At 64.5% G+C, this 24,938-nt stretch carries 15 protein-coding genes; 6 read left to right on the top strand and 9 right to left on the bottom strand.

The genetic code is table 11. From position 1 onward, the window contains the following. Positions 1–103 precede the first annotated feature (103 nt). Entirely contained in the window at positions 104–748 is a 645-nt protein-coding gene (locus ACN9MB_RS20800; protein WP_426270146.1) for a hypothetical protein, read from the bottom strand. Between the two features lie 189 nt (positions 749–937). After that, entirely contained in the window at positions 938–2,056 is a 1,119-nt protein-coding gene (locus ACN9MB_RS20795) for a hypothetical protein (RefSeq protein WP_426270145.1), read from the bottom strand. A gap of 308 nt (positions 2,057–2,364) precedes the next feature. Between ACN9MB_RS20795 and ACN9MB_RS20790 the strand changes: the two genes are divergently transcribed. Beyond that, positions 2,365–3,546 (top strand): alpha/beta fold hydrolase, encoded by a 1,182-nt coding sequence (locus ACN9MB_RS20790; protein WP_426270144.1) that lies wholly within the window; start codon positions 2,365–2,367, stop codon positions 3,544–3,546. Between the two features lie 212 nt (positions 3,547–3,758). Here ACN9MB_RS20790 and ACN9MB_RS20785 read toward each other — a convergent pair whose 3' ends face one another. The 3 genes from ACN9MB_RS20785 to ACN9MB_RS20775 all read right to left on the bottom strand — a co-directional run bounded on the left by ACN9MB_RS20785 (position 3,759) and on the right by ACN9MB_RS20775 (position 9,541). Beyond that, entirely contained in the window at positions 3,759–7,565 is a 3,807-nt protein-coding gene (locus ACN9MB_RS20785; RefSeq protein ID WP_426270143.1) for a M48 family metalloprotease, read from the bottom strand. A gap of 89 nt (positions 7,566–7,654) precedes the next feature. Continuing rightward, complete coding sequence (locus ACN9MB_RS20780) at positions 7,655–8,410, bottom strand: hypothetical protein (RefSeq protein WP_426270142.1); 756 nt, start codon at positions 8,408–8,410, stop codon at positions 7,655–7,657. Positions 8,411–8,761: 351 nt separating this feature from the next. Next, on the bottom strand, positions 8,762–9,541 hold the full coding sequence (locus tag ACN9MB_RS20775; RefSeq protein ID WP_426270141.1) for an alpha/beta hydrolase: 780 nt from the start codon (positions 9,539–9,541) through the stop codon (positions 8,762–8,764). Between the two features lie 163 nt (positions 9,542–9,704). On the opposite strand from ACN9MB_RS20775, the gene ACN9MB_RS20770 reads away from it, so the two are divergent. Then, positions 9,705–10,553: a LysR family transcriptional regulator gene (locus tag ACN9MB_RS20770; protein WP_426270140.1), complete on the top strand. Its 849-nt coding sequence runs from the start codon at positions 9,705–9,707 to the stop codon at positions 10,551–10,553. A 25-nt stretch (positions 10,554–10,578) separates the two neighbouring features. On the opposite strand, the gene ACN9MB_RS20765 is transcribed toward ACN9MB_RS20770, so the two are convergent. Then, on the bottom strand, positions 10,579–11,067 hold the full coding sequence (locus ACN9MB_RS20765) for a hypothetical protein (RefSeq protein ID WP_204637596.1): 489 nt from the start codon (positions 11,065–11,067) through the stop codon (positions 10,579–10,581). A 299-nt stretch (positions 11,068–11,366) separates the two neighbouring features. Between ACN9MB_RS20765 and ACN9MB_RS20760 the strand changes: the two genes are divergently transcribed. The 4 genes from ACN9MB_RS20760 (at position 11,367) to ACN9MB_RS20745 (ending at position 19,740) form a co-directional block, all read left to right on the top strand. Continuing rightward, positions 11,367–12,380: a LacI family DNA-binding transcriptional regulator gene (locus tag ACN9MB_RS20760; RefSeq protein ID WP_204637595.1), complete on the top strand. Its 1,014-nt coding sequence runs from the start codon at positions 11,367–11,369 to the stop codon at positions 12,378–12,380. A gap of 322 nt (positions 12,381–12,702) precedes the next feature. After that, a complete protein-coding gene (locus ACN9MB_RS20755; protein ID WP_426270139.1) occupies positions 12,703–15,153 on the top strand; it encodes a glycoside hydrolase family 3 N-terminal domain-containing protein in 2,451 nt (816 codons plus the stop codon). A 363-nt stretch (positions 15,154–15,516) separates the two neighbouring features. After that, entirely contained in the window at positions 15,517–17,958 is a 2,442-nt protein-coding gene (locus tag ACN9MB_RS20750) for a TonB-dependent receptor (RefSeq protein ID WP_426270138.1), read from the top strand. A gap of 201 nt (positions 17,959–18,159) precedes the next feature. Beyond that, a complete protein-coding gene (locus ACN9MB_RS20745) occupies positions 18,160–19,740 on the top strand; it encodes a tryptophan halogenase family protein (RefSeq protein WP_426270137.1) in 1,581 nt (526 codons plus the stop codon). A gap of 171 nt (positions 19,741–19,911) precedes the next feature. On the opposite strand, the gene pip is transcribed toward ACN9MB_RS20745, so the two are convergent. From pip to ACN9MB_RS20730, 3 genes are all read right to left on the bottom strand, one after another. Further along, the gene (pip, locus tag ACN9MB_RS20740) at positions 19,912–20,865 is read right to left on the bottom strand and encodes a prolyl aminopeptidase (protein WP_204637591.1); all 954 of its coding nucleotides are present in this window, start codon (positions 20,863–20,865) and stop codon (positions 19,912–19,914) included. 64 nt (positions 20,866–20,929) lie between these two features. After that, positions 20,930–21,913, bottom strand: coding sequence for a hypothetical protein (locus ACN9MB_RS20735; protein WP_426270136.1), 984 nt, complete (start codon positions 21,911–21,913; stop codon positions 20,930–20,932). 70 nt (positions 21,914–21,983) lie between these two features. After that, complete coding sequence (locus tag ACN9MB_RS20730) at positions 21,984–24,914, bottom strand: TonB-dependent receptor (RefSeq protein WP_426270135.1); 2,931 nt, start codon at positions 24,912–24,914, stop codon at positions 21,984–21,986. Positions 24,915–24,938 lie beyond the last annotated feature (24 nt).

The raw sequence follows: 24,938 nt of genomic DNA, 5'->3' as shown, positions 1-24,938 counted from the left end.
CGCCTTTGCCCCCTTTCGGGGAACCTGGAATGTACTGCGCCACCCTGTTTTTTGTACTCATAGTCTGTGTCGGCGGTTCAGTAAACCCACAAACGATGAGGTTCTAAAAGGTGCGAACGATGATGTTCCGTTCAAGAGCGCGCTCGATCAGCGCCTTCTCGATGGCTGGCCAGCGGTCGTGTGCCGTGCCCTTCTCGCGGAGCTGCGCCGCGGTGAAGCCGGTGGGTGCGAGATCCTCGCCGTAGATCACCATCACTTCCTTGCGCTGCTCGGCATCGGGCAGATAGACCAGGCGCACGTACATGCCGTTGGCCGGCCGCTGGTAGCCCTTGGCGGCGAGCAAACGGCGCTGGTGGTCGCCATCGGAGTCCTTCTCGGTCGGCTCATCGGCGCTCTGTACCCAGGTGTCCAGATGAAACTCCAGGCCGTTGATGGTGATGCGACGCGATGCGGAGTAATCGTGATGCAGCTCGGGGCGTTCGGGGATGTAGGCCTCGAACTGCACCCAGTAGAGACGCTGGATGCGTTTGTCAGCATCGGCGTCGACGAACAGATGCATCTCGCAATCGTCGAAGCCCAGCAGCAGCCAGCGATCCGCGCCAACGTACTTCGCCGTGGACGGAAGGTCGATGCGCATGCGCGGATCGTGCGTGGAGGTGACGGAGGTGCCACTCACCGTCCGCTCCGGCTCCATGGCAAAGGCGGGCAGCGCACAGGCCAGCGCCAGCATGGCGATTGTTTTCCACATGACGTACCTCATCGTTCCGTGTCGGGATGGGTGCAGCGCGGCGATATCCGCATTGCCGCAAGATCATGAGGCAACAGGCGTGCCACCCGCCTGGCGTCCGACAACGGCGCAGCATGGGTCTTGCGGCGCGCGGCCCGCCGGATTCACGTTGTCCGCGGACACCCGACGGACGTCCGCTTCCGCACGAGATCAGTTCTTGCTGGAGCCCGCCTGCTTCGCCACCTGCGCGCAGTTGTTGCCGTAGGTACGCAGTTCCTTGCGCACGGCATCAAGCGACATCCAGAAGCCGTAACGCACAGCCCCGCCCCGATCGGCGAGCCATGCCGCCATCAGGTTCGCCGACAGCAGCTGGTTGAGCTGGGTCACGGGCAGCGGCTGGCTGAACACCACCGCCTGGTCCATCGCCGAGGCGTTGACGCGCTCGCTGCCGTTGATGGGCTGGTCGTTGATCTCGAAGTACGAACGCGTGGCGCGCGCCACCATCTGCCGGGCGCGCTCCGCGCCGATGGCGTAGTAGGCGGTGAGGGTGAGGCCATCGGGGCGGCACTGCAGGGTGATGCGATGCTCACCCTCGCGCGTCATCTGCGTGATCGAGATCGAAGCGACGTTGCTGATCGGCATGTTGACGGCGGTGGGCAGCAGGCGTCCGTTGTTGGAGAGGCCATTGGCCAGCATCTGATCCGCGTTGAGCCACGTCACCTCGCCGCTGGCCGCGCTGCCGAACACCTGCGGGTTCACGCCCATGTCTTTCAGATAGGCGGCGACATCGGTAGTGGGCGTCACCGTGGTGGATAGCGGTTGCGCGCCGAAACGATCGCTGCCGGTTGGCGCCCAGCGAAACATGCCGCCCGCATAAGCATAGGCACAGGCGTTCACGCACTGCGAGGACTTGGGCACGATGGGCTGGCGCGCGGTCTTGCGCGGCGAACCCAGGTGGGTGGTCATGTTGCCGGCGCGGAACAGGTGGCCGAGGGCGATGCCTGCGGCGACATCGCCGCCGGGCGAGTTGAGATAGATATCGCTGTTCGGCGGAATCCTGCGCGACTGGATCATCGACTGCACGCGCTGCGCGGCACCCGCATCGATGGTCCCATACAGATAGACCTGCGGTACCTTGGCTACCGAGATCGTCATGCGGTCGTCGTTGACCTGGATGGCGAGCTGGTCGCTTCCCGTATTCTGGGTACTGCGTGAGGGGCTTTCGCCATGCGCGTTCAGTGCTGCAAAGCCAGCGACCAGCATGCTGGCCAGCAGGACCGAACGGCGAAACCGGGACCGGAAATGACGCTGGACATGAACGACGGGCACGCGGCTGATCCTGCAACAGAAGGCGGCAAGTGTGCGTCAAGCAGGATGTCCCGTGAGTGAAGAGGTCGTAAGAGGGCGTTCTTGCGCGCGGACAGGGCGGACGTCCGCCAGGTTGTCCGCGGACGCATCACGGGTGCCGCACTTGCCCGCAAGTGCCTGATATGACGTATCCGAGCTGCCCATCGTGGGCTGGCATGCCGCTTGCTCTGGTGGAGACAAGGGCCATGCACGACGTGCTGGCCGTCCCTGTTGCTATCGTGGAAGCGAAGGCTCCGCGTATCGCCCAACCATCCGCCTGGAGAGCTGATTTGAATATCTTGCGTGCATCCCTGTTCGTCACGTTGTTGCTTGCGATCGGTGCCCCTGCCGATCGCGTTCGCGCCGATGAGGCACCGGCCAAGCCAGCCGCCGCCGCTACGCCGGACAAGTCGATGATCTCGCGCGACGAAGTGCGCCGCATCCTCGACAGCAATCGCATGATCGTGACCCCGCAGGGTGTCGACGAGAAGATCAAGTTGCACATCAACGGCATCGACCAGTGGATTTCGGTGCGCGGCAAGGATCGCCGCAACCCCATTCTGCTGTTCCTGCACGGCGGTCCCGCTTCGCCGGCGATGCCCGAGGGCTACACCTTCCAGACGCCGTGGGAGGATTACTTCACCGTGGTGCAGTGGGACCAGCGCGGTTCGGGCAAGACCTATCGCGCCAACACCGAAGCGGCGATGGCGCCGGGCATGACGGTGGACGGCATGACCGACGATGCCGCCCAGGTGACCCAGTACCTGCGCGAGCACTACAACAAGAAGAAGATCTTCCTGCTCGGCCATTCCTGGGGCACGGTGCTCGGCGTGCATCTGGCGCAGTTGCATCCGGACTGGTTTTACGCGTACATCTCGGTGGGCCAGGTGGTGAACGGCCGCCGCAACGAAGCCATCGGCTACAACTACGCGCTAAACCGCGCCAAGGCCGAAAACAACACCAAGGCGATCGCCGAACTGGAAGCCATCGGCCCGTATCCGGGCGACACCAAGCTCACCATCGAACGCATCGGCGTGCGCAGCACCTGGGAGATGTACTACGGCGGCCTGGCCTGGGGCCGCAAGGATTTCCAGTTCGATAGCGATGCCGAGGAACTCTCGCCTGACTACAACCACGACGATCTGGTGGCCATCGACAAGGGCAGCCTGTTCTCGCTGAACCACCTGCTCGATCCGCTGCTGGACGTGGACTTCGATCACGTCACGAACTTCAAGCTGCCGGTGATCGTGTTCGCTGGCGCCCACGACTACACCACGCCCCACGAAACCGCCGAGAAATGGTTCGGCGATCTGCAGGCGCCGTCCAAGCGCCTGGTGATCTTCGCCGATTCGGCCCACATGATGATGCAGGAACAGCCCGGCCGCTTCCTGCTGCACCTTGTGAACGATGCGTTGCCGCTGGCGCAGCAGGCGGGTGACGCGGCGCCGGCGGAAGTGACGCGCGACAAGTAAGCCGCCAGCGTGTGGCTTCGCTGCGGAACCTTCCTGGAGTTGGCGACAAGCGAGGCGGACTGAAACGATGGGCTTCATGCGGCGATAGCAGATTCCCGGGCGAAGCAAACGAATGTTGCAGAACAAAATCACACCGCACGCCGGCGGCGTGCGGTGTCTTAATGTTCGGCAAGCGCGTCACTTGGGCTCGCACCCAGCAAGCGACTCGCTACTCACCCCAGGTACGGCCGCTCCACCGAAAAGAGCGAGCGATAGGCGAAGTCTCGCCATTCGCGAGGCGCCTTCTCTCCCATCAGATAGATGCCTGCCACGTAGGCATGTCCGCGCAGCTCCAGCGGCACGCCATCGAGCTGTGCCTGGGCAGCGCGGGCATCGCCATGGCGCGCGAGCTCGATGAAGCTCTTCATTTTCGCCACGGCATCGGGTGAATCGTAATAGCGTTGAATCTTGCTCAGCTCTTCGGCGATCGCGGCGCTATCAGCGCTGGAGTTCGCTGCCAGGGCCAGCCACAGGGTGTCGCGGTCGATGCCGGCGCCAGGTGGAAGCGACGCAACGCGAAGGCGAAGATAGGGCGATGCGCCGATCGACGCGGCGGCCATGCGCAACACATGCCCGGCCATCGGCGTGCCGGCAGCCGCCCGGACGGCTTCGTCGATCTGACCGTTGGACAGCATCGCTATCGCGCGGTAGTTCCCCTGCCGCACCGTCGTGCCGCGTTCGAACGTCAGTATGTTGCCGAGTGCGGTCGACTCGCGAACGTATTCGGCGGCCTTTTTCTGCGCGTTGCCGGGGTCGATCAAGCGAGTCAGCCGCAAGGCTTCCACCGCGGTGCCCTGACGCAACGACAAACTGTGGGGCATCGCTTGCTCGTAGGTCTGCAATGCTTCCTCGTAGCGGCCGTGCTCGCTTGCCACCGATGCAGCGGCATTGGCGAACCACGGCGAATCGGGCCAGCGGCGATGCCCTTCCTCGAAGCCGGTATCGCGTTCCTTGCCCGCGGGCAGGCAGCGGACCGCCAGATACGCGGCATCGGCCTGCGTGGGCTCGGCCGCCGATTGCGCCCGGCTGCGTGCGCAGACCGCATCGGAACCTGCCTCGTGGGCGAGATCCTCTTCCAGGCGCCGCGAAATCATGTCGTGCGGAAAATGTTCCAGGCGTGCAGCAAAGGCCTGCTGGAAGCCAGCCGTATCCTTGGCCGCATACAACCAGTTGATCAGCTCCGGCGACTCGGGCGCATCGAAGCGCACATGCGCCAGCAACATGGCATTCGCTGCCGACTTGTCGCTGATCTGATCGGCCAGGATGTCCGGTGAAACGTGTTCCGGCGCATCGAGCACCGTCAACATGGCGCTGCCAGTCTTGCTTTGCACGCGGTCCGGCGGCTGGCTGAAAAGATATTGCGCACTGGCTGTTTGCCAACGCTGCGGTGTCGACAGCGTGGGTTCCGGCGCTCGCGCGTTGCCATAGACCGCGGTCCAATGGCGCAGCGGACTGGCGGCGGCGACGGTATAGATCAGCTGCGTGGCGCCGCGATCCACCGTTGCCTTGAACGCTTCTACCGGTTCGCCGTCCAGTGTCTGGGTCACCACGGAAACGTCGCCGCCCTGCACCGTGACATCGGTATGTGCGCCCGGCTGTAGCTCGACGCGATGACCATCGATGGTGGTCACCACCGCGCGCGCCAGTCCGTTGTACACGATGACGTTGGCGCGACTGATGGTCCAGCCCAGCAGCAGGACCGAACCCACGATGGCGACGGCCACCAGGCCGCGGGCGAGGCCGGGAAAGAAGCCGCTGGCGGTGCGGAAGCGTTCCCAGAATCCGGGCTTCTCGGCGTGTTGGCCGCGCTCGGCTCCCACCAGGAGGGTCTGGTATTCGACCGGCACCGAGGGCATCTCCGCAGGTGCATCGGGAGGGGCCGTGCCCTGGGTCGCCGATGCAACGATGGCTTCGGCGTGGAGCAGCTCGTCGAGGGCGGCGCGCCGAAGCGCTGACAACCAGCCGGCCGTGTGGTCGACCCACTGGTCGACGATGCGCAGCCAGTCGTTGATGTTGGCGCGCACCGGCTGATTCAAGCCGAATTTGCCCAGGGCCTCCCTCCAGTCCTCGCAGTGCATTTGCGCCAACACCTTCGCGCCGGGGCGGACCTGCGAAGCGCCGTCGTAGACAACGCCGAGCGAACGGTGGACGTCACTGGCAGCAGCGAGGATATGGCGCACTCCCTGCTCATTGATGGCGCCGGCAGCGGTGGCACGCTGCCACCAGCGTGCCAGGCTGGCGCGTGCATCGCGCACGTTCACCTCGTTGTGTTCGGCGTAGTGAACCAACGCAAGCAAGCCCCGTAGATAGGCATGCCACTCGGGCGATAGCTTCGCGGCGGCCGCCAGATGCAGGCTGCGCACCCGCTTGAGGCTACCCTCCAGGCTGGCGCGCATGGCCGAGCGTTCCTGGTGCACGGTGCCGATGGCCGTGGCCAGTTCGTTGCGCTTGATGATCTTCCCGCGATGGCGGATGACGCCGTCGGGTGCGTCGTACACCCGGTCGCGCAGCGAGCAAAGCAAGGCGTGCTCGCGTTCCAAGGAACGAAGCTGCGAGAGTTCGTCGCTCAATCGCGCGGGATAAAGATCGTCGAGGTGCAGCGGCTGCGTGACTGGAGCGTGTCCGTGCAACTCGTCGATCCGGCGCGCATGCCTGGTCGCCGGAAGCCCCAGGTAGATGCCGCGATAGGCCGAGCGAAGATGCTCCCTGCCGAATTGCTCGTCCAGGCGCTGCAAGGTGATGTCTTCGCCGACGGTCGCATGCTCGGTCGCGCCTTCGATGTCGCGCGTCATGCGTTCACGCACGCCGTCGGCGTCGTCGAAGGCCAGCCATGCCGGCCGCTGATCGGCATCGGCGAACAGGTAGCGGCGCTTGGCGTTCTGTTCGCGCTCGTGGTTCATCGGATGGGTGGACCACATCCGTGGCGGCTGCGCCAGCTCGCCGGAGAAGACCCGGAAGGACGCATCGCCGCCCGCGGGCACCTGGATGCGCTCGACGTAGCGCGCGTCGTTGTAGATCGTTCCCAGCCGCTCCGCGATGGCTTGCTGCACCTGGAACACATCGCGCGGCGGTTTGCCGGCGCCCACTTCCCCGCGCACGAAATTGATCGTGCGGTCCCATGCATCGTCGGCGAGCTGCAGGCGATGCAACGCATGGACAATCGCATCGCTGCCGGCGAGCGACACGGCGACGAGGTCCGCCTGCATCTCCATCTCGCGCGACAGTGCCCGCTGCGCAATCACCACCAGCCGGAACACGGCGTCGACCACCGCCCGCAATGCCCAGATGATCACCGAGAGCAGCCAGCCGACCCACGCGATGCGGATGTCCACCCGCGACAGCTGGCGCAGGAATTGATCCAGTGCGTCCCGTCGGCCCACGATGTGCGCAGCGATCTGCTGGGTGGTGTAGACCCATCGTCCCACCGCCATGGAGCGCTGCCCGAAGTGGCCGAATTCGTGCGCAAGCACGGCCTTCAGCTCGCTCAGGTTGAGCATGTTCACCAGCCCGAGACCGATTTCCAGGTTCTTTCGCGAGGGGAACAGCAGGTTGAGCAGCGAGAGGTCGTAGTACACGGCGGCGTTCACGCGGGGCGTGACAAACACCTTGTGCGGGCGCGGCGCGCCGGCTTCATCGGCAATGCGATCGAGAAAGGCGAACAGGCGCGGTTGCTCGTTCCGCTTGAGTTGGATGCCACCGCCGCTGGCGCCCTTCTTGATGAAGAACAGCGCCTTGATCATGAAGACCGCCAGGAACAGGCTCGACATGCCGGCGATGAACTGAAGCAGGCCATTGCCCGAGCCGATCTTCGCCATCTCGCCGAGGCCGGTGACGATGAACCACGCCGTCAGCGCGAAATAGATGGCGATGAATAGCAACAAGCTGCCGACCGCGATCCAGGCCTGGCGTTTGTACGAGGCGCTCGGGCGCGTGTAGTTCGCCGGTACATCCGCGGGGCCCGCCGGATAAAGGGTTTCCATGGCATTCGTTCCTGACCCGCCCATCTGGTGGGTCGCTTGGGTTTCGATCAACGCAACGGTCGATTACCGACGCCGTGCGCGGTGAGTGATCACTTCGCGAGTGCGGCCGCGATGCGCGAGGGCTTGAGGATGCTACCGATCTTCAGACGCCTTGCCTTCAGATCATTCAGCACGAAGGCGATCTCCGCCTCGCTCGGTCGCAGCGGCTGCAGCGTGCGGGCTATCCAGGGCGTGAGCTTGCGGCGGCCATAGCGATGCGCGGCGGTGTTGAGGCCCCACAACAGCACGCCCATGCCAGCAATGCCTCCCGCGATAGCCAAAGCGGTGCCGTAGGGTTCCGGCAGGCGCTCCACCTGGGTGAATACAAGCATGGCCAATGCGGGGCCGGCGAACAGGCAGGCCAGGCCGACCAGATCTACATGTATGTGGCGGAACCTGGCATCGACCACCGGCGACAGCACGAGGAACGGCTGCTGGATCAGCGCGCGGCGCACACTGATCGGTACCGTGTCCGGCGCCAGGCGCAGTGCATCCTCGATCTTCATGCGCTCGCCGTACACTTCGTCGAACGAGGGAAAACTGCGAGCGAGGATGTCGCGCACATGCGCGGGCTTTTTCGCCGTCGCCACATACTGCCTGGGTGCGCCGCCCTGCAACAGCTTGCAGCCCTGGCATACGCGCTCATAGCCCTCCAGCGTGTTCGCACTGGTCGGGATGTAATAGATGTGCGAGTAGCTGCGCACCTCGCGTAGCAGGAACGTTTGGGCTTCGCGGCACATCGGGCAGAAGTCGGCCACGTAGCCCATCTTCTTGCGCGATACGCGCCTGCCCCAGAATATCAACATGGTCGTCTCCCTGATGGCTTACCGCAAAACCCGCGCGTGGCGCGAGCGATCCTTTTTCTTCGCCGCCGCTAAGGGCGCGCGAGGCCTGGACGAGCCTGGAATGGCGATGCGAAATGGATTCCCCGGATCATTGTCTCCCCCAAGACAACGGGCGGCTAAGTGTGCAATGTGGACGGCCGCCCGAGGCATCCACCGGCCATGGGCCGCGGGGTAGCTTGCACGCATGCCGGACGCTCGGCAACTGGCCCGAGGTTATAGCGAGGGGCTCGCCAAAGGCGTCACCGCGGGCCGAACCCACAAACAAAAAAGCGCCGTGCAGCATGTGCACGGCGCCTCGCTGACTTGGTCGACTCAGGAACCTGCGTGCTGGGCAGCCTGCTCGATCAACGCCGCCACTTCCTTCGGATGCGACTCGTACACCGAGTGGCTGGCGCCCTCGATCTCGATCGTGTGGCTGCCGGCGCGCTTGGCGTACATGCGTTCCAGGTCCGGGTTGATGATGCGGTCGGAGGTGGCCACCGCGTACCAGCTGGGCTTGTCCTTCCAGGCCGGATGGCCGGCGGGCGCGGCGAAGACGGAGGCCGCGGTCAGCTCCTGCGAGTTCGCCTCGAACTGCGCCTGCGGCAGCGGCAGGTCGGCGGCGAAGTCGGCGGGGTAGTGGGCCGGGTCGAGATAGAGGAAGCCGTCGGCGGTCTTCTTGATGTCGGTGGTCTGGCTGGTGGCGCTGGGGAAACGCTTGCCGTTCGCCACTTCAGTTTCGCCCTGGTCGAGCGCGTGTGCCGCGATGTAGACCAGGCCGACCACCTTCGAGTCGTTGCCAACATCCGTGACCAACGCACCGCCGTAACTGTGGCCCACGAGAATGGTGGGGCCATCCTGCATGTCAACGATGCGTTTCACGGCTGTCACATCGTCGTTGAACGATGTCAGCGGATGCTCGGCGACGGAGACGTGGTAGCCGTCCTTGACCAGGATGTCGTACACGGGCTTCCAGCCGCTGCCGTTGACCCATGCGCCATGCACGAGGACGATGTTGTGCACGGGCTCGGCGGCCAGTGCGGGGGCGGAGGCAACGACGCCGAGCAGCAGGGCGGCGGCCAGCAGGTTGCGATGGAGAATGCGCTTGTTCACGGAGAGGTCCTCGCGACGGGGATGGGGAGGTGGCGCCGGGGCGTCATCGAATACGGGGGTTGCGGTGCGCCGGGGGAGACGATGTTTCCCGGATGGATAAAGCCTAGCGCAGGCGAAAGCGTTGATTTATGAAGTTTCCAGCGACGATTGAGAGGCTTTGCCGATGAGACCCTTGCCCACCGAATTGCTGCGCAGTTTCGTCGTGGTGGCGCAGACGGGCAGCTTCACCGCGGCGTCCGAACTTCTGTGCCTGTCACAATCGACCGTCAGCCAGCACGTTCGCCGATTGGAGGATCTGGTCGGCGTGCCGTTGTTCGAGCGCGACACGCGCAACGTGCGCCTGTCCCAGCAGGGCGACGCATTGCATCGCTACGCGGTGCGCATTCTCGAGCTGATGGATGAGGCGATGACCACGGTCTGCGGTCCGCCGTTGAACGGCACGGTGCGCCTGGGTCTTCCCGAGGACTTCGCCTCGTCGCGACTCGCCGCGGCGCTGGGCAGTTTCGTGCGGCGCAATCCCGAGGTGGATCTGGTGATCCGCACCGGCTTGAGCGGCGACCTGTTTCGCGAGCTGGACGAGAACAAGCACGACCTGGTGTTTGCCAAGCGGCTCAGCGGCAGCCATCGCGGCTACGTGGTGAAGAGCGAGCCGTTGCACTGGTGCGGCAGTGCTTCAACGCCGTTGAGTGTCGATCAGACGATCCTGCCTTTGGCCGTCCATCCGGAACCGAGCATCACCCGCTCGCGCATTTTCGAGGCGTTGAAGTCGGTCAACCGTTCGTACCGTGTCGTGGTGGTCAGCAGCAGCGTGATGGTGATCCAGGCGGCCGTGATGGCCGGGCTGGGTGTGTCCGCATTCACCGGCTATGCCATGCCCGAGGGCATCGTGCCGCTCGATGGCGATCTTCCCGATCTGGGCGTGCTCGAATACGTGATCGATCGGCAGACCTCGATCTCGCAGGCCGCGCAGGCGCTGGAGCGTGTGCTGGCGGACGCGGCGAAGGACCTTTGATCGGGGCCTTCGCCGCGCGTGCCCATCAAGCGATGGCGCGCACCTTGAAGGATTTCGTCGCGCGCACCGCCAGCACGATGAACACGATCAGCACCACCAGTTGCGTGGCGCCGAACAGTTTCTGGCGCAGATCCGGAGCCAGGCCGCTAAGCACCGGCCACTTGGCGAAGATCTGAGCCACCAGCACGAATACCAGGAAGTATTCGCTGATCACGATGCCGATGGGGAACTGCGCCGTCCAGAAGCCGGAGCGGCCGATGGAACGGCGTGCCATCACCGTCCATGCCAGCACGAGCAACGCGATGACGCCCACGACGATGGCGGGCGTGACGCCATGAAACGGGAAGAAGAAACCGGTGACGCTGGTGATCACGGCCGTCCAGAGGAAGGTCGTGAGCGCGCCCGAGCGGTGACGGCCGATCATCAGGTCGCGAATGGCCCAAAAGCCGACGATGGTTGCGACGAGACTTATCAGGGTGTGAAAAGCGGTAAGCCAACCTAGCGGCGTATTCATCAATGCGCTCCGTGGTCATGTGACGGGAACAAACGTGGGTACGGCTCGCGGTGGGGCGATGCATCGCGATGCTGCCTGGGTTGTTGCATGGATGCTTTGCTGAAGTGGCCGGCGTCCCCTCGCCGGCGCTGCCTACTATGCGCCCGGAATCGTGGCGGTCTCAACCGGTCGTGGGGGCTGGCGGCCGGCTGACCGGCCGCACGGGGCGGCAGTTGGCTCCCGCGGCGCGGTGAGTTCTTGTAAAGCGCCGTGCGCAAAGGGCATATTGGCCGGGCAGCAGTTTGCCGTTGGGAGTAGTCATGCGGGTCCGCCTCGAAGATGTAGCGCGCGCGACGGGTGTCTCGCCAAAAACGGTTTCCCGCGTCCTCAACGAAGAATCCTCGGTGAAGGAATCCACCCGCCAGAAGGTGCTGGCGGCGATGGAGTCGATGAATTACCGCCCCAGTCCCGCGGCGCGGGGCCTGGCCGGCAGCCGCTCCTTTCTGGTGGCGATGCTTTATGACAACAACGACAACCCGGCCTCGACCTACCTGGCCGAGGTGCAGGACGGCGTGCTCGACGCCTGCGATGCGCATCGCTACAGCATGATGGCCTGCCCGCTGCGCATGCGCGGCCAGGACTTCATCCGTCGTGTCGATGCGCTGGTGTTCGATCACCACATCGAAGGCGTGATCATGACGCCGCCACTCACCGACTACGCGCCGCTGCTGCAGCGCCTGAAGGAGCACGGCGTACCGCATTCGAGCATCTCGCCGGTGCATCGCGAGGCTTCCATCGGCGTGTGCATGGACGAGCAGCAGGCGGCGAAGGCGCTGGTGATGCAGCTGGTGGAGCTGGGCCATCGCCGGATCGCGCACATCGTGGGCATCGCCAACCACGGCGCCAGCCGCTGGCGCATGGCGGGCTACAAGGATGCGCTGGCGGCCGCCGGGCTGCCGTTCGATCCGCACTACGTGGTGCAGGGTGAATTCTCGTTCGGTTCGGGCGTGCTGGCGGCGCGCGAATTGTTTGCGCTGCCCGAATTGCCCACCGCCATCTTCGCCGCCAACGACGACATGGCTGCCGGCGTGATGTGGGCCGCCAACGAGCGCGGCCTGAAAGTGCCGCGCGATCTCTCCGTCTGCGGTTTCGACGACACGCCGTTGGCCACGCAGCTGTGGCCGCCGCTGACCACGGTGCGTCAGCCCAGTCGCGAGATGGGCAAGCTGGCGGCGCTGCAGTTGATGGAAGTGCTGCGCGGCCGCGGGCCGGGCCTGCTGGTGCAGGTGCCGTATACGTTGCAGCTGCGCGAGTCGACGGCGCGGGTGCCGTAGGGCTTTGGTTTCGCATGGGGCCTGAGGCGGGCCCGAGTCGCGCACCCTGTGCGCGACGGCCCCCCTCAGGCTACGGCCGTACGAACCGGACTGGATCCCCTAATATCTTGTTTATACGAGGAAAAGCAGGCCGGCCACGCCTTTCTGCCCCCTCCACCCGCCTTGCTGCATCGCGAATTGACAGCGCTGTCATTTCTGTCAGTCTGCAGACCGACTGGCTCCAAGGGGGAGCCATCCCCTGTCTGTGGAGAGAGCCGTGCGGGCTTCCGTTCGTCGTTTGCGTTGTGTTCCGACCCTCCTTGCCGTGGCCCTGGCATGCGCCATGGGCGTCGCTTCCGCCGAGGGCGCGTCGACCGTGCATGCCGAGAGTTGGCCCCGTGCCACCTGGCCGTTTCCGAAGGACGCGGCGCTGGAGCAACGCGTGGCAGCGTTGATGGCCAAGATGACGGTGGAGGAGAAAGTAGGCCAGCTGATCCAGGCCGATATCCTCAGCGTGACGCCGGATGACGTGCGCAAATACCGCCTCGGCGCGATCCTGGCGGGCGGCAATTCCAAACCGAACGGGCAGCTCACCGCCACCGTGGCGCAGTGGCAGGCGTTATCGGATGCGTTCTACCGCGCGTCGATGGATACCAGCGGCGGTCATCAGGCGATCCCGTTGCTGTTCGGCATCGATGCCGTGCACGGCCACAACAACGCCGTGGGCGCCACCTTGTTCCCCCAGAATTCGGCGCTGGGCAATGCGCGCGATCCGGAACTGATCCGGCAGATCGGTGAAGCCACCGCGGCCGAAACGCGTGCCACCGGCATCAACTGGAGTTTCGCGCCCACTCTGGCGGTGCCGCAGGACGTACGCTGGGGACGCGCCTACGAAGGCTATTCGCAGGACCCGGCCATCGTGGCGAAGTACGCCACGGCGATGGTGGAAGGCCTGCAAGGCAAGGCAGGCACCGCACAGTTTCTCGATGGCGCGCACGTGCTCGCGTCGGCCAAGCATTTCGTCGGCGACGGTGGCACCAGGAACGGCAAGGACCAGGGCGACGCGCAGATCAGCGAAGCGGCGCTGCGCGACATTCACGCCGCCGGTTATGCGCCCGCCATCGATGCGGGCGTGCAGACGGTGATGGCGTCGTTCTCCAGCTGGAACGGCAGCAAGATGTCCGCCGACAAGGCGCTGATCACCGATGTGCTCAAGCAGCGCATGGATTTCCAGGGCCTGGTGGTGGGCGATTGGAATGCGCACGGCCAGGTGCCCGGCTGCTCCAACGACGATTGCCCCGCCTCGTACAACGCCGGCCTCGACATGCTGATGGCGCCCGACAGCTGGCGCGGCCTGTACGAGCACACGCTGGCGGAAGTGAAGTCCGGCGTGATTCCGCAGGCGCGACTGGACGATGCGGTGGCTCGCATCCTGCGCGTCAAATTCCGCGCGGGGCTGTTCGACAACGGCGCGCCGTCGACGCAAGCGATCGTGCAGAAAGCCCCCGATGTCGTGGGCAGTCCTGCGCACCGCGCGATTGCGCGTCGCGCCGTGCGCGAATCGCTGGTGCTGCTGAAGAACGACCACGGCGTCCTGCCGCTGGATCCGCGCAAGCGCATCCTGATTGCCGGCGACGGTGCCGACAACATCTCGCGCCAGAGTGGCGGCTGGACGCTGAACTGGCAGGGCACCGGCTTGAAGAACGAGTACTTCCCCGGCGCGCAGTCCATCGGTGCGGGTTTTGCGGAACAAGCGAAGGCCGCAGGCGGCACGGTCGAAATCGAAACGGACGGCCATTTCACCGCCAAGCCGGACGTAGCCGTGGTGGTGTTCGGCGAAGATCCGTACGCGGAATTCCAGGGCGATATCCCCAACCTGCTGTTCCATCCGGGCGACGACCACGAACTGGAGTTGATCCGCCGCCTGCGTGGCCAGGGCATTCCGGTGGTGGCCGTGTTCCTCAGCGGCCGTCCGTTGTGGATGAATCGCGAGATCAATGCAGCGGATGCGTTCGTCGCCGCATGGCTGCCGGGCAGCGAAGGCGGCGGTGTTGCGGACGTGCTGCTGCGCAAGCGCGACGGCAGCATCGCCAACGACTTCCACGGCAAGCTGGCCTATACGTGGCCGAGCAGCGCGGTGGTCGGGCAGGGCAAGCCGCAGTTCCCGCTGGGGTACGGATTGAGCTATGCGGATCACAGCGCCGTGCCCAGGCTTTCCGAACAATCGGGTATCCGTGGCGAGCAGATTCCGGTCGGCAATTACCTCGATCGCGGCAAGGCCGTGCATGGCTACACGTTCACGCTGGTGGATGCGCAAGGCGCATCGATCACCGGCGACGTGTCGCCTGCCATCACGCCCGATGGCGCGCTGCAGATGGCTGCGCTCGACTACAAGGCGCAGGAGGATGCGCGCCGCTTCACCTGGAAGGCGGACAAGGCACGGCTTTCGATCCACGCACGCACACCGCTCGATCTCGATCGCGAAAGCAATGGCGACGTGTTGCTGGTGACCACGCTGCGCGTCGATGCGTTGCCAGCGAACGGTGCCTGGATCGGCATGGGATGCGGTGCGCATTGTCAGGGTCAGGTGTCGCTGGACAAGACGCTGGCGACGTTGCCCCGGGGACAGTGGACGCGCCTGGGTGTGCCGTTGAAGTGCCTGCGTGCCGCGGGTGCCGACATGCATCACATCGAGCAGCCGTTTGCCTGGGGCGCCGGGAAGGGCACGGATATCGCGATTGCCCGCGTGGCGCTGGGAACCGACGTCGATCAGGTGGTCGAGTGCACGAAATGAGGCAGCGTGGCCAGGGGCGGCCGGACACATCGCGCCAGGCCTGGGCCGCGTGCTGATGTCGTTCGCGGGAGCGGATGGGTCAGCGGTAACCCGGTCCGGACGGCAGGATGATCATTTGCTTTTGCATCAAAAACGGTCGCATGGCCGACCGGGGAGTCGAGGAAAGTGAGGCGTAGCAGGGCTTGCGAAGGATTTATGGACTTGCTGCCGCGCGTCAAGCTTCTGTCGGGCAACCGTTCTATCATCCTCATGACAGCGCTGTCATCAAGCCAAATGACAGCGCTGTCATCGGGGAAGCCATCAAACCAGTCGCCGTCGAGGGCGGTGACGAACAACAATCCGAATGAATTGAGGGGAAGCCAAATGAAGTTGCGCTATTCGGCGTTGTACATCGCCATGTCCCTGGTACTCGCGCCCGGCGCGGTGCTGGCGGCGGATCAGGATGCAGCGCCGCAGAGCGCGCCTTCGCAGAATGCCACGCCGCCGGCCGAGCATAAGGTGAAGCAGCTCGACGCGATTTCGGTCACCGCGACCAAGAGCGAGACGCTGCTGCAGAAGACGCCGGTCGCCGTGAGTGCGATTACGCCAGACACGCTCGACAAAGAGCGCGTGATGACCGTGCAGGATCTCACCAAGCTGGTGCCGGGCCTGCAGGGCACCAGCCAGGGCGACCACGGCGTGGTGACGCTGACCTTGCGCGGCATCGGCAACGACAGCGCGAAGACCGAATACGCGGATCCGGAAGTGGCGACCTTCGTCGATGGCGTGTATGCGCCGCGCGCCGAAGCCGCGTCCGGCCTGCTGCTGGACATGGATGGCGTCGAAGTGCTGCGCGGCCCGCAGGGCACGCTGTGGGGCCGCAACTCCACCGCGGGCGCGATCAGCTTCCAGACGGCCAAACCGGATATCGGGGCCGGCTTCTACGGCAATGCGCAGGTGGAAGCCGGCAACTACAACGAGCTGGGCGCGCGCGCCGCGTTCAACCTGCCGATCAGCAATACCTTCGCGATGCGCGTGGCGGTGGTGCACGAGCAGCACGACGGTTACGTCGACTACCAGAATCCGTCCACCGAGCTGCCCAGCGTGGCGCAGCAGCAGCAGGCGTATCTGGCCTCGCCCGCTTCCGGCGGCACGCTGGCCAACTTCAAGCCGATCGACCCCAGCCAGTACGTGCAGGGCGGCGACAAGTACAACTCGCAGGATCAGTCCGCCGCGCGCGTGAGTGCGTTGTGGCAGCCCAGCGATACGTTCAAGTGGAACCTCTCCTACGAGTACTTCCTCGATCGCGGCACGCCGGACCTGAGCCTGATGCAGACGCCACGCCAGGGCCAGGAGTTCTGGTCCGCGCTGATCGACACGGCGCCGTACCTGGACCGCACCTCCAAGACGGTGCGCAGCCGCATGGACTGGAACATCAACGAGGGCATGGAGCTGAGCTATATCGCCGGCTACAACCGCTACTCGGGCAAGAGCGATTTCGACCAGGACGTCGGTGTCAGCGTGCCCACCAGCTTCACCACCAACGGCGTGTACCAGGACGACCGCACCAACTACTCCAACTACGAAAGCTGGAGCCAGGAAGTGGACCTGAAGTCGACCGGCCCGCAGACCGTGGACTGGATCGTCGGCGCGTACTACGGCTACGAAGACAACAACATCCGTTTCGATATCCCGATCATGAACGGCACCAAGTACGGTTCCGTGAACTGGCAGGGCTCCTTCATCCAGCCGAAGGAAACGGTGGAGTCGTATGCGCTGTTCGGCCAGGCCACCTGGCACCTCAGCGACCATTGGCGTTTGACCGGCGGTGCGCGCTGGTCGCATGACGACAAGGAGAACAAGGGCGGCATCAACTGGGGCTGGAACTACGATCCCACCGTGCCGCAGCTGCCGATCTCGCCGGGCGTGTATCCGGATCCGTCGAACGGCTTCAGCATCTCGCAGCGGAACACGGCCAAGTACAGCAAGAGCAAGCCGACCTGGCTGGTGCGCGTGGACACCGACGTCGGCGCCAATGGTTTGCTGTATGCCAGCGTGTCCACCGGCTACAAGTCCGGCGGTACGCAGGACGCAGGCACGCTGTACGCGCCCGAGACGCTCACCAACTATGAAATCGGCAGCAAGTTCAGCTTCCTCGATGGCCGCATGACCTGGAACTCGGCCGTCTATTACGAAGACTTCAAGAACTTCCAGCTGTCCGCGCCGATCGTCTATCCCGACGGCAACCATGGCCTGGGCTTCTCCAACGTGGGCGGCAGCACCAAGGTGTTCGGCATCGAATCGGAGCTGGCGTACCAGACCAAGGACGACCGTGCGAACCTGATCTTCTCGGCCATCCCGAAGAAGGAACTCGGCACGCTGGTCTATGCAGGCAGCAACGACTACCAGGGTCTGCCCGCCTGTCCGCCGGCGTCGAACCTGGCCAACTGCATGAACGTCACCGGCAACGACCTGCCGCATGCGCCGAATATCTCGCTCACCGCGATCTACGAGCACGACTTCCATCTCGGCAACGGCGGCCGACTCACGCCGCGCGTCAGCGCGCAGTACCAGAGTTCGCAGTGGCTGAGTTACTTCAACCTCGGCGAGGGCGACCAGCAGAAGGCGTATACGCGCGGCGACCTCTCGCTGCGCTACACCGAGCCGGGCGACAAGTGGTGGGTCAATGCGTATGTACAGAACATCTCCGATGGAAAGATCCGCACCAGTGCCGGTCGCTTCCTGATGTCCGATGGTTCGCTGCAGTACGTATCGCAGTACCTGGGGCCGCGCACCTACGGTGTGCAGCTGGGCGTGTGGTTCTGATGAAGTTCGGGGCGGCCCCATGACAACAGCGCCGCCGATGGTTTGCCGTTCTCCAGGCGATGCTCCGGGGAGCATCGCCGCCTCTCCCCTTGAATGGCGTTTTTGCCGGGCCCGCGTGGGGCGGCCCGGCAGTTCTTTGATGCAATCGTTCGCGCATGCATTGCCGCGAGGCGCTGGCGTGCCCGCCAGCCGGGAGACACCATGGCTCGTCTGAAGAAAGTGCTGATCGTGGGCGGCGGCACCGCCGGCTGGCTGGCTGCGTGCTATCTCGCCAAGGCGGTGAATGCGGTCGATCCGAACGGCGTGCAGGTGCATCTGGTGGAATCGCCGGACATCGGCCTGCTCGGCGTGGGCGAGGCGACGTTTCCTTCCATCCGCGGCACGCTCTCCGCCATCGGACTCGACGAGCGCCGTTTCCTGGTGGGCGCCACGGCGACGTACAAGCAAGGCATCCACTATCGCCACTGGGTGCGCCCGCCAGGCGCAGCGGGTGCCGATCACTTCTTCCATCCGTTCAATGCACCGAGCCAGCGGCCCGGTGGTCCGGAGCTGTTGCCGTACTGGCTGCTGGGTGCGGCGCCGGACGGCATGCCGTTCGCCGACGCCGTGTCGATGCAGAGCACCCTGGTCGATCACTCGCGTGGACCGAAGCGCTTGAAGGATCCGGACTACCAGGGTCCGATGAATCACGCCTTCCATTTCGATGCCGCGTGCTTCGCGCGCGTGCTCGCCGAGCATGGGCAGGAAGCGCTGGGCGTGAAGCGCCACGTGGCCACGGTGGAACGCGCGGAACTCGATGAGCACGGCGCCATTGCACGCGTGGTGACGAAGGAGCTGGGCGAACTCACCGCCGATCTCTACGTGGACTGCACCGGCCTCAAGGGCATGTTGATCGGCAACGTGATGCAGTCACCGTTTCGCAGTCGCGCAGACGTACTGTTCGCCGACCGCGCCGTGGCCATCCAGGTACCCTACGCGCAGCCGGATTCGCCGATTCCGTCCTATACGATTTCCACCGCGCAGGAAGCCGGCTGGATCTGGGATATCGGCCTGCAGAAACGCCGCGGTGCGGGCTACGTGTATTCCTCGCGACATACCGACGTGGAACGCGCGGAAGCGGTGTTCCGCAACTATCTCGGTCCAGTTGCCGAAGGACTCAAGGCCTTCCACATCAAGTTCGAAACTGGCTGTCGCCCGGAGCACTGGCGCAAGAACTGCGTGGCGGTGGGCCTGGCTGGCGGCTTCGTTGAGCCGCTCGAATCCACCGGCATCGCGCTGATCGAGCTGGCCACCTATCTGCTCACGCATCTGTTGCCGAGCGATACCGGCACGATGGAACAGGCAGCGCGCCACTTCAACGAGATGATGGTCGCGCGCTACGACCGCATCATCGATTTCATCAAGATGCACTATTGCCTGAGCCAGCGGCGCGACTCGCCGTTCTGGATCGACAATACCGATCCGTCGAGCATCCCGCAGACGTTGCAGGACAAGCTGGCGCAATGGAAGCATCGACCACCGCATCGCCTGGACTTCGTCAGCGACCTGGAAATGTTCCTCGTCTCCAGCTGGCAGTACGTGCTCTATGGCATGGAGTTCAAGACCGACCTGTCGGCGATGCGCAACGTCTATCCACGCGTCGAGGAAGCCCGGCAGGAATTCAGGAACATCCAGCTGGCCGCCTCGCAAGCGCTGCACGACCTGCCCGATCATCGGGCGCTGGTGGAGCAGATGTGCCGGGAGTATCGCGAGCGGACGGGCGCTGAGCGGGCGATGGCCTAGTCTCTTTCACACAGTGCCCATGCCCCTCACCGTCATTCCGGCGCAGGCCGGAATCCAGTAGCGAAGCGCTGAGTTGTCGCGAAAGTCGACTACGCTCTGGATATATTTCGCGATAACCCACCACTGGGGCCACTGGATTCCGGCCTGCGCCGGAATGACGGTGAGGGGTTCTTAGACGTACCGGTCCGCCAACGCATCCGTTGCACCAATCAGCACATCCACGATCGCCGGATCGGCCGCACTATGGCCTGCGAGCACGATGTGGAACGCGGCTTCCGGCCACGCCCTGGCCAGATCGTAGGCGCTCTTCACCGGGCAAATGATGTCGTAGCGGCCGTGCACGATGGTGGTGGGAATATGCCGGACGCGTTCGACATCGCGCAGTAGCTGGTCCGGTTCAAGGAAGACGTGATGGCGGAAGTAATGTGCTTCCGCGCGCGAAATGCTGACGGCGACATGCGGATCGTCCTGCGTGCCCGGCGAATCGGCATCGTGCAGCAGCGTGGTGCTGCCGCCTTCCCAGTCGCCCCACGCTTTCGCGGCTGCTATGCGCACCGCGGCATCGTCGCTGTCCAGGCGCCGCCAATAGGCTTCCACCATGTTGTCGCGTTCGTCTTCGGGGATATGCGCGAGGTAGCGTTCCCAGCGTTCCGGAAAGATCCAGCGCGCGCCGCCGTCGAGTTCGTTGAACCAGCGCAGTTCGCCCGGACGTCCCAGGAAGATGCCGCGCAATACCAGTCCAAGCACGCGTTCCGGATGCTTTTGCGCATAGGCCAGGGCCAGCGTCGAGCCCCACGATCCGCCGAACACCACCCAACGTTCGATACCGAGCTGCTCACGGATCGCTTCGATGTCGCTGACCAGATGCCAAGTCGTGTTGTCGCGCAGCTCCGCATGCGGTATCGACTTGCCCGCGCCGCGCTGGTCGAACAGCACGATGCGGTAGCGGGCGGGATCGAAGAACTGCCGGTGATAAGGCGACACGCCCGCACCGGGCCCGCCATGCAGGAACAGCACGGGCAGGCCGCCCGGATTGCCGCATTCCTCGATATGCAACTCGTGGATGTCGTCCACGCGCAGCCGCTCAGTGCGATAGGGCTCGATCTCGGGATATAGCTCGCGCATGGTCATGCTCCTGGAAACATGGCGAGCATAGCGTCCCGAGATCCGGGACGCTCCTGCATGTTCTTCAGGATGCGGGACGGCAGCCTGTGACGCAGGCCAGATAGGCAGCCCCATGGGGATAATCGATGGTCATGCGAAAGTGCCGATACACATTGGCGCCCAGCGCGCCGGTGATCGGCCCATCCATCGCGCTGAGCCAGTTGCCCGGTCGCGCCGTGAAATTGGCGTCGGGCCGCTCGGTGAACCAGACCGGGCCCAGTTCCCATCCGGCCACGACGAGATGCGGAACTTCGATGAGACGCGAACCCTTGCCGTGGACGGGCGAACCCAGGTCGTCGCCGTCGTTCACCACGCGCCACGCCGGGTGTTGGCGATGCCAACGGTCGAGCTGGCTTGTCGTGATGTACGACGTAACGCCGATGTCGCTGGCGGTGACCTCCGCACCCGCGACTTTACCGGCATCGGTGGGATGCGCCGTGGCTCCTGTGTCGAGCAACAGTTCGATGGGTTTGCCGTCGACGTGCGCCGTGATGCGCAGGAATCCGCTTTGCGGTGCGCCCTTGTCGTCGCGCAGAATGCCCAGCGGTGTGCGATGCGTACCCGTGGCCGGCTTCCAGTCGTTCGGTTCGAGCCAGAGCTTTCGCGCCGGATAGTCGAACGTCCAGATATTGCCAGGCAGATAGCCGGAGCCAAGCTGGCCGTCGGCGTGATCGCCCGGGTCTCCACTGATGACGAGGGCGGGCGCATCGCAAGGTGTGCCGGTGCGCACGGGTAAACCCTGGCCTTCGCGATAGTCGAGCGTCGTGACGACATTGAGCGACGCATCATCCAGCTTGCATTGCCGCGATGGCAGTCCAGCGCGAGCGGCCGCTGACCCGGATATCACAAACCAGCCGGCGCTACCTCCGCCACCCGTATCGACCACCAGCCGCAATACCTGCCCATTGGCCAGCGTCGGCGTCGCATAGAAATGCCCCGCCTCGTAGGTCGTGGGCACTTCCACGCGTTGCTGCGCGTTGGCCGTTGCGCTTGCAACGGCCAACATCATGCCGAAAAAAACCGTGTGCCTCGCCATGCCACGTCCTTGTGAAGTGATCGGATGACGCGATCGTATCGGATCAAAGCTTGTAGTTGATACCGAACATCACCGTACGACCCCAGGTGTTGTAGTCGAGCGGGCGACCGATCGATACGCCGTTGGGCAGAGCAGAAATTTGCGCGGTCTTGTACGCCGAGTTGGTGAGGTTGTAGACCTGCAGCAGCACCGACAGACCGTTCCAGGAACCCTCGGTGAAGTTGTAACCGGCCTGGAAATCCGTCTGCTTGTCGGCCAGCACTTGCTGGTAGCCCAGCTGATCGAACAGGGCGATCGCTTCACCGGTGAAGGAGGAGCGATAGCGCTCGGAAATGCGCACCGACCAGCCGTACTTCTCGTAGTACAGCGCCAGGTTCGCCACTTTGCGCGAGAGGCCGGGCAAGGTGGCCGGCGCGCCCGGAATCGAGCTCACTGAACTCACCGGCACGGTGCTGTTGGTCAGCGAGAAGTTTGCCTGCACGCCAAAGCCGTCCAGCGGACGGGCGATCAGCGCGCCTTCCAGTGCGCCGGACAGCTCGATGCCCTGCATCTTGCCGCCGGTGCCGTTCTCCGGCGTGGTGTACGCGCCGATGTTGCTGGTCGGCACCAGCGTGGGATCGTTGTTGGTGTACTTGGAGAAGTCGTAGTCGAGCACGGTCTTGTTGTAGATGTAGTTCAACAGGTTCTTGTTGAACACCGCGACGGCCACGTAGCTGGACTTGCCGAAGTACTTCTCCCACGACAGGTCGGTGCCCACCGCCACATAGGGCTTGAGGGCGGGGTTGCCGCCGCTGCCCGACCACAACACCTGTCCGGCCGCCGGGCCTGTGGTGACCTGATACACGAAGGATGACGAAGCGACCTTCTCGTCGTCGATGCGTCCACGCGTCATGGTCTTGGCGAAACCGAAGCGCAGGTATTGCTGCTCCGCGATCTCCGCCGCCAGGTTCAGGCTGGGCAGCACGTTGTTGTAGGTGGTGCCACCGGTCAACGTGCCCACCAGCGTGTTGCCATTGGTCTGCAGCGCATCCGACGACTGATCGGTGTGCACGAACTGCACGCCCATGTTGCCACGCAGCGGCACGCTGCCCAGCATGGTGTCGATGTTGAACTTCACGTAGGCGACCGGCACCTTCTCCTCCACGCTGTAGTTGCGCGCCCAGTCGCCCTGGCCGTTACCCGAGGTGAGATAGAACTGGCTGTTCAGCGCGGCCAGCACGTTGTAGTTGAGGATCGGGCCGATGCCGCCGTAGTTGATCGAGGTGGGGCCGTACAGGAAGGCCGGATTCACCGGCGTCGAGTAGCCCTTGACGTAGTCGCTGCCGGTTGAGCCGTTGCCGTTGAGCCAGGCGAACTCGACGTCCGCCGACTTGGTCTTCTTGCGGTCGGAGTAGTTCACACCCACGTCCACCGTGCTGAAGATCCAGCCCACCGGATGCGAGACCTGCAGGCGGATCGCCTTGATGGTGTCGTCCTGGTGATCGAATTCCTGGCGGCCGTCGTAGCCGTAGCCATCCGGATCGGTGAACTGGATGGCCGACGGATCGGCCAGATTCACACCCGTGCTGAAATTCGGAAAGCCGTAGTTGAGCGGCGTGGCGAACTGCACATTGGTGGTGCCCTGGTCCGGAATGCCGGAGAACAGGTAAGCGTCGTGCAGATCCTTCTTCGCGCTCGAATAGGACAGGTCGGCCACGCCCTGCCAGCCGCCGCCAAACTCGAACTGGTTGTTCCAGCCTACCGAGAAGAGCTTGTCGTGCTCCTTGGTGTATTCGTTCTGCAGGATCGGGCGGATGCCATCCATGTTGCCGGTGGTGACCACGGGATACGGCTGCGACGGCACGATGCCCACATTGCTGTACACCGCGGGACCGGCGTCGTCATAGGGGCCGCTGGCCCACTGCACGCCGTTGGTGATCTTCTTCTCGTTGAAGGTCGAGTAATAGGTGTCCAGCGTGCCGTGGTACCAATCGTTCGGCGCCCACTCGAGCACGGCCATCAGGCCGTTGCGCAACTGGTTCTCCGATTGCGCGCGCAACTGCATGCCTTCCTGCGAAAGCACGCCATCGGGCAAGCCGGGCGAGTGCGGTCCGCCCCACGCGCCTTCGATGCTGCCGGGACCGTTGTTGAGACTCCACCACCACGCCTGGTACTGCTTCTCCTGGATCGGCGAATCGAGCTGGGCGAAGCCGACGGCCAGACCCAGCGTGTGATCGAGGAACTGGTCGACGTAGGAGAAGCTGGCGCGATGGCCAAGATCGCCCACGCCCGAGCCCGGGTTGTTCTTGCCATTGGTCGTGTACTCGCCGCGGAGGTTGGCGACGATGGTGCGGGTGGACAGATCCAGCGGCTTGAGCGTGTGCAGGTCCACCGTGCCGGAAAGGCCCTGGCCGATCAGGCTCGCATCGGGCGTCTTGTACACCGCCGCGCCGCTGATCAGTTCGGCCGGATACTGGTCGTATTCGACGCCGCGGTTCTCGCCGATGGTGGCCTGCTCGCGGCCGTTGAGCGTGGTGCCGGCAAAGTCGGGCGCCAGGCCGCGGATGGAAATCTGGTTGGCACGGCCGTCCACGCGCTGCGTGGCCAGGCCGGGCAGGCGCGCCAGGCTCTCGGCGATACTCGCGTCGGGCAGCTTGCCGATGTCTTCGGCGGAGATGGCCTCGATGATGTTGTCCGAATTCATCTTGGCCTTGATCGAGTTCTCGATGCTGCCCGCGATGCCGGTGACGGTGACCGCATCCAGCGTGGATGCGCGGTCTTCCGATTTGGGCAGCGCATTCTTGTCGGACTTCGCGGGCGTCTGCGCTGGCGTGGCCTGCGTGTTTTGCGGCGTGGGCGTGGCGTCCTGCGTCTGTTGTGCGAAGGCCGGCTGCGCGGTGGCCAGGGTGAACAAGGCAGCGGCACATGCGATGGCGAGCGGTCGTTTGGCTCCGGTGGAACGTGCGGCGAAAACCTGCAAGTTGCGACAGTTCATGCTCTTCCCCAGTCTTCATTGGAA

The sequence above is a fragment of the Dyella kyungheensis genome (assembly GCF_049913195.1).
Taxonomy (GTDB): domain Bacteria; phylum Pseudomonadota; class Gammaproteobacteria; order Xanthomonadales; family Rhodanobacteraceae; genus Dyella; species Dyella kyungheensis.
This window is presented reverse-complemented; position numbering and strand designations above follow the sequence as displayed.

Bases quoted from the DNA above. Each gene is read 5' to 3' on its own strand.
- ACN9MB_RS20800 (WP_426270146.1), bottom strand. From the start codon at position 748: ATGTGGAAAACAATCGCCATGCTGGCGCTGGCCTGTGCGCTGCCCGCC.
- ACN9MB_RS20785 (WP_426270143.1), bottom strand. From the start codon at position 7,565: ATGGAAACCCTTTATCCGGCGGGCCCCGCGGATGTACCGGCGAACTAC.
- ACN9MB_RS20780 (WP_426270142.1), bottom strand. From the start codon at position 8,410: ATGTTGATATTCTGGGGCAGGCGCGTATCGCGCAAGAAGATGGGCTAC.
- ACN9MB_RS20770 (WP_426270140.1), top strand. From the start codon at position 9,705: ATGAGACCCTTGCCCACCGAATTGCTGCGCAGTTTCGTCGTGGTGGCG.
- ACN9MB_RS20765 (WP_204637596.1), bottom strand. From the start codon at position 11,067: ATGAATACGCCGCTAGGTTGGCTTACCGCTTTTCACACCCTGATAAGT.
- ACN9MB_RS20760 (WP_204637595.1), top strand. From the start codon at position 11,367: ATGCGGGTCCGCCTCGAAGATGTAGCGCGCGCGACGGGTGTCTCGCCA.
- ACN9MB_RS20755 (WP_426270139.1), top strand. From the start codon at position 12,703: ATGGGCGTCGCTTCCGCCGAGGGCGCGTCGACCGTGCATGCCGAGAGT.
- ACN9MB_RS20750 (WP_426270138.1), top strand. From the start codon at position 15,517: ATGAAGTTGCGCTATTCGGCGTTGTACATCGCCATGTCCCTGGTACTC.
- ACN9MB_RS20745 (WP_426270137.1), top strand. From the start codon at position 18,160: ATGGCTCGTCTGAAGAAAGTGCTGATCGTGGGCGGCGGCACCGCCGGC.
- pip (WP_204637591.1), bottom strand. From the start codon at position 20,865: ATGCGCGAGCTATATCCCGAGATCGAGCCCTATCGCACTGAGCGGCTG.
- ACN9MB_RS20735 (WP_426270136.1), bottom strand. From the start codon at position 21,913: ATGATGTTGGCCGTTGCAAGCGCAACGGCCAACGCGCAGCAACGCGTG.
- ACN9MB_RS20730 (WP_426270135.1), bottom strand. From the start codon at position 24,914: ATGAACTGTCGCAACTTGCAGGTTTTCGCCGCACGTTCCACCGGAGCC.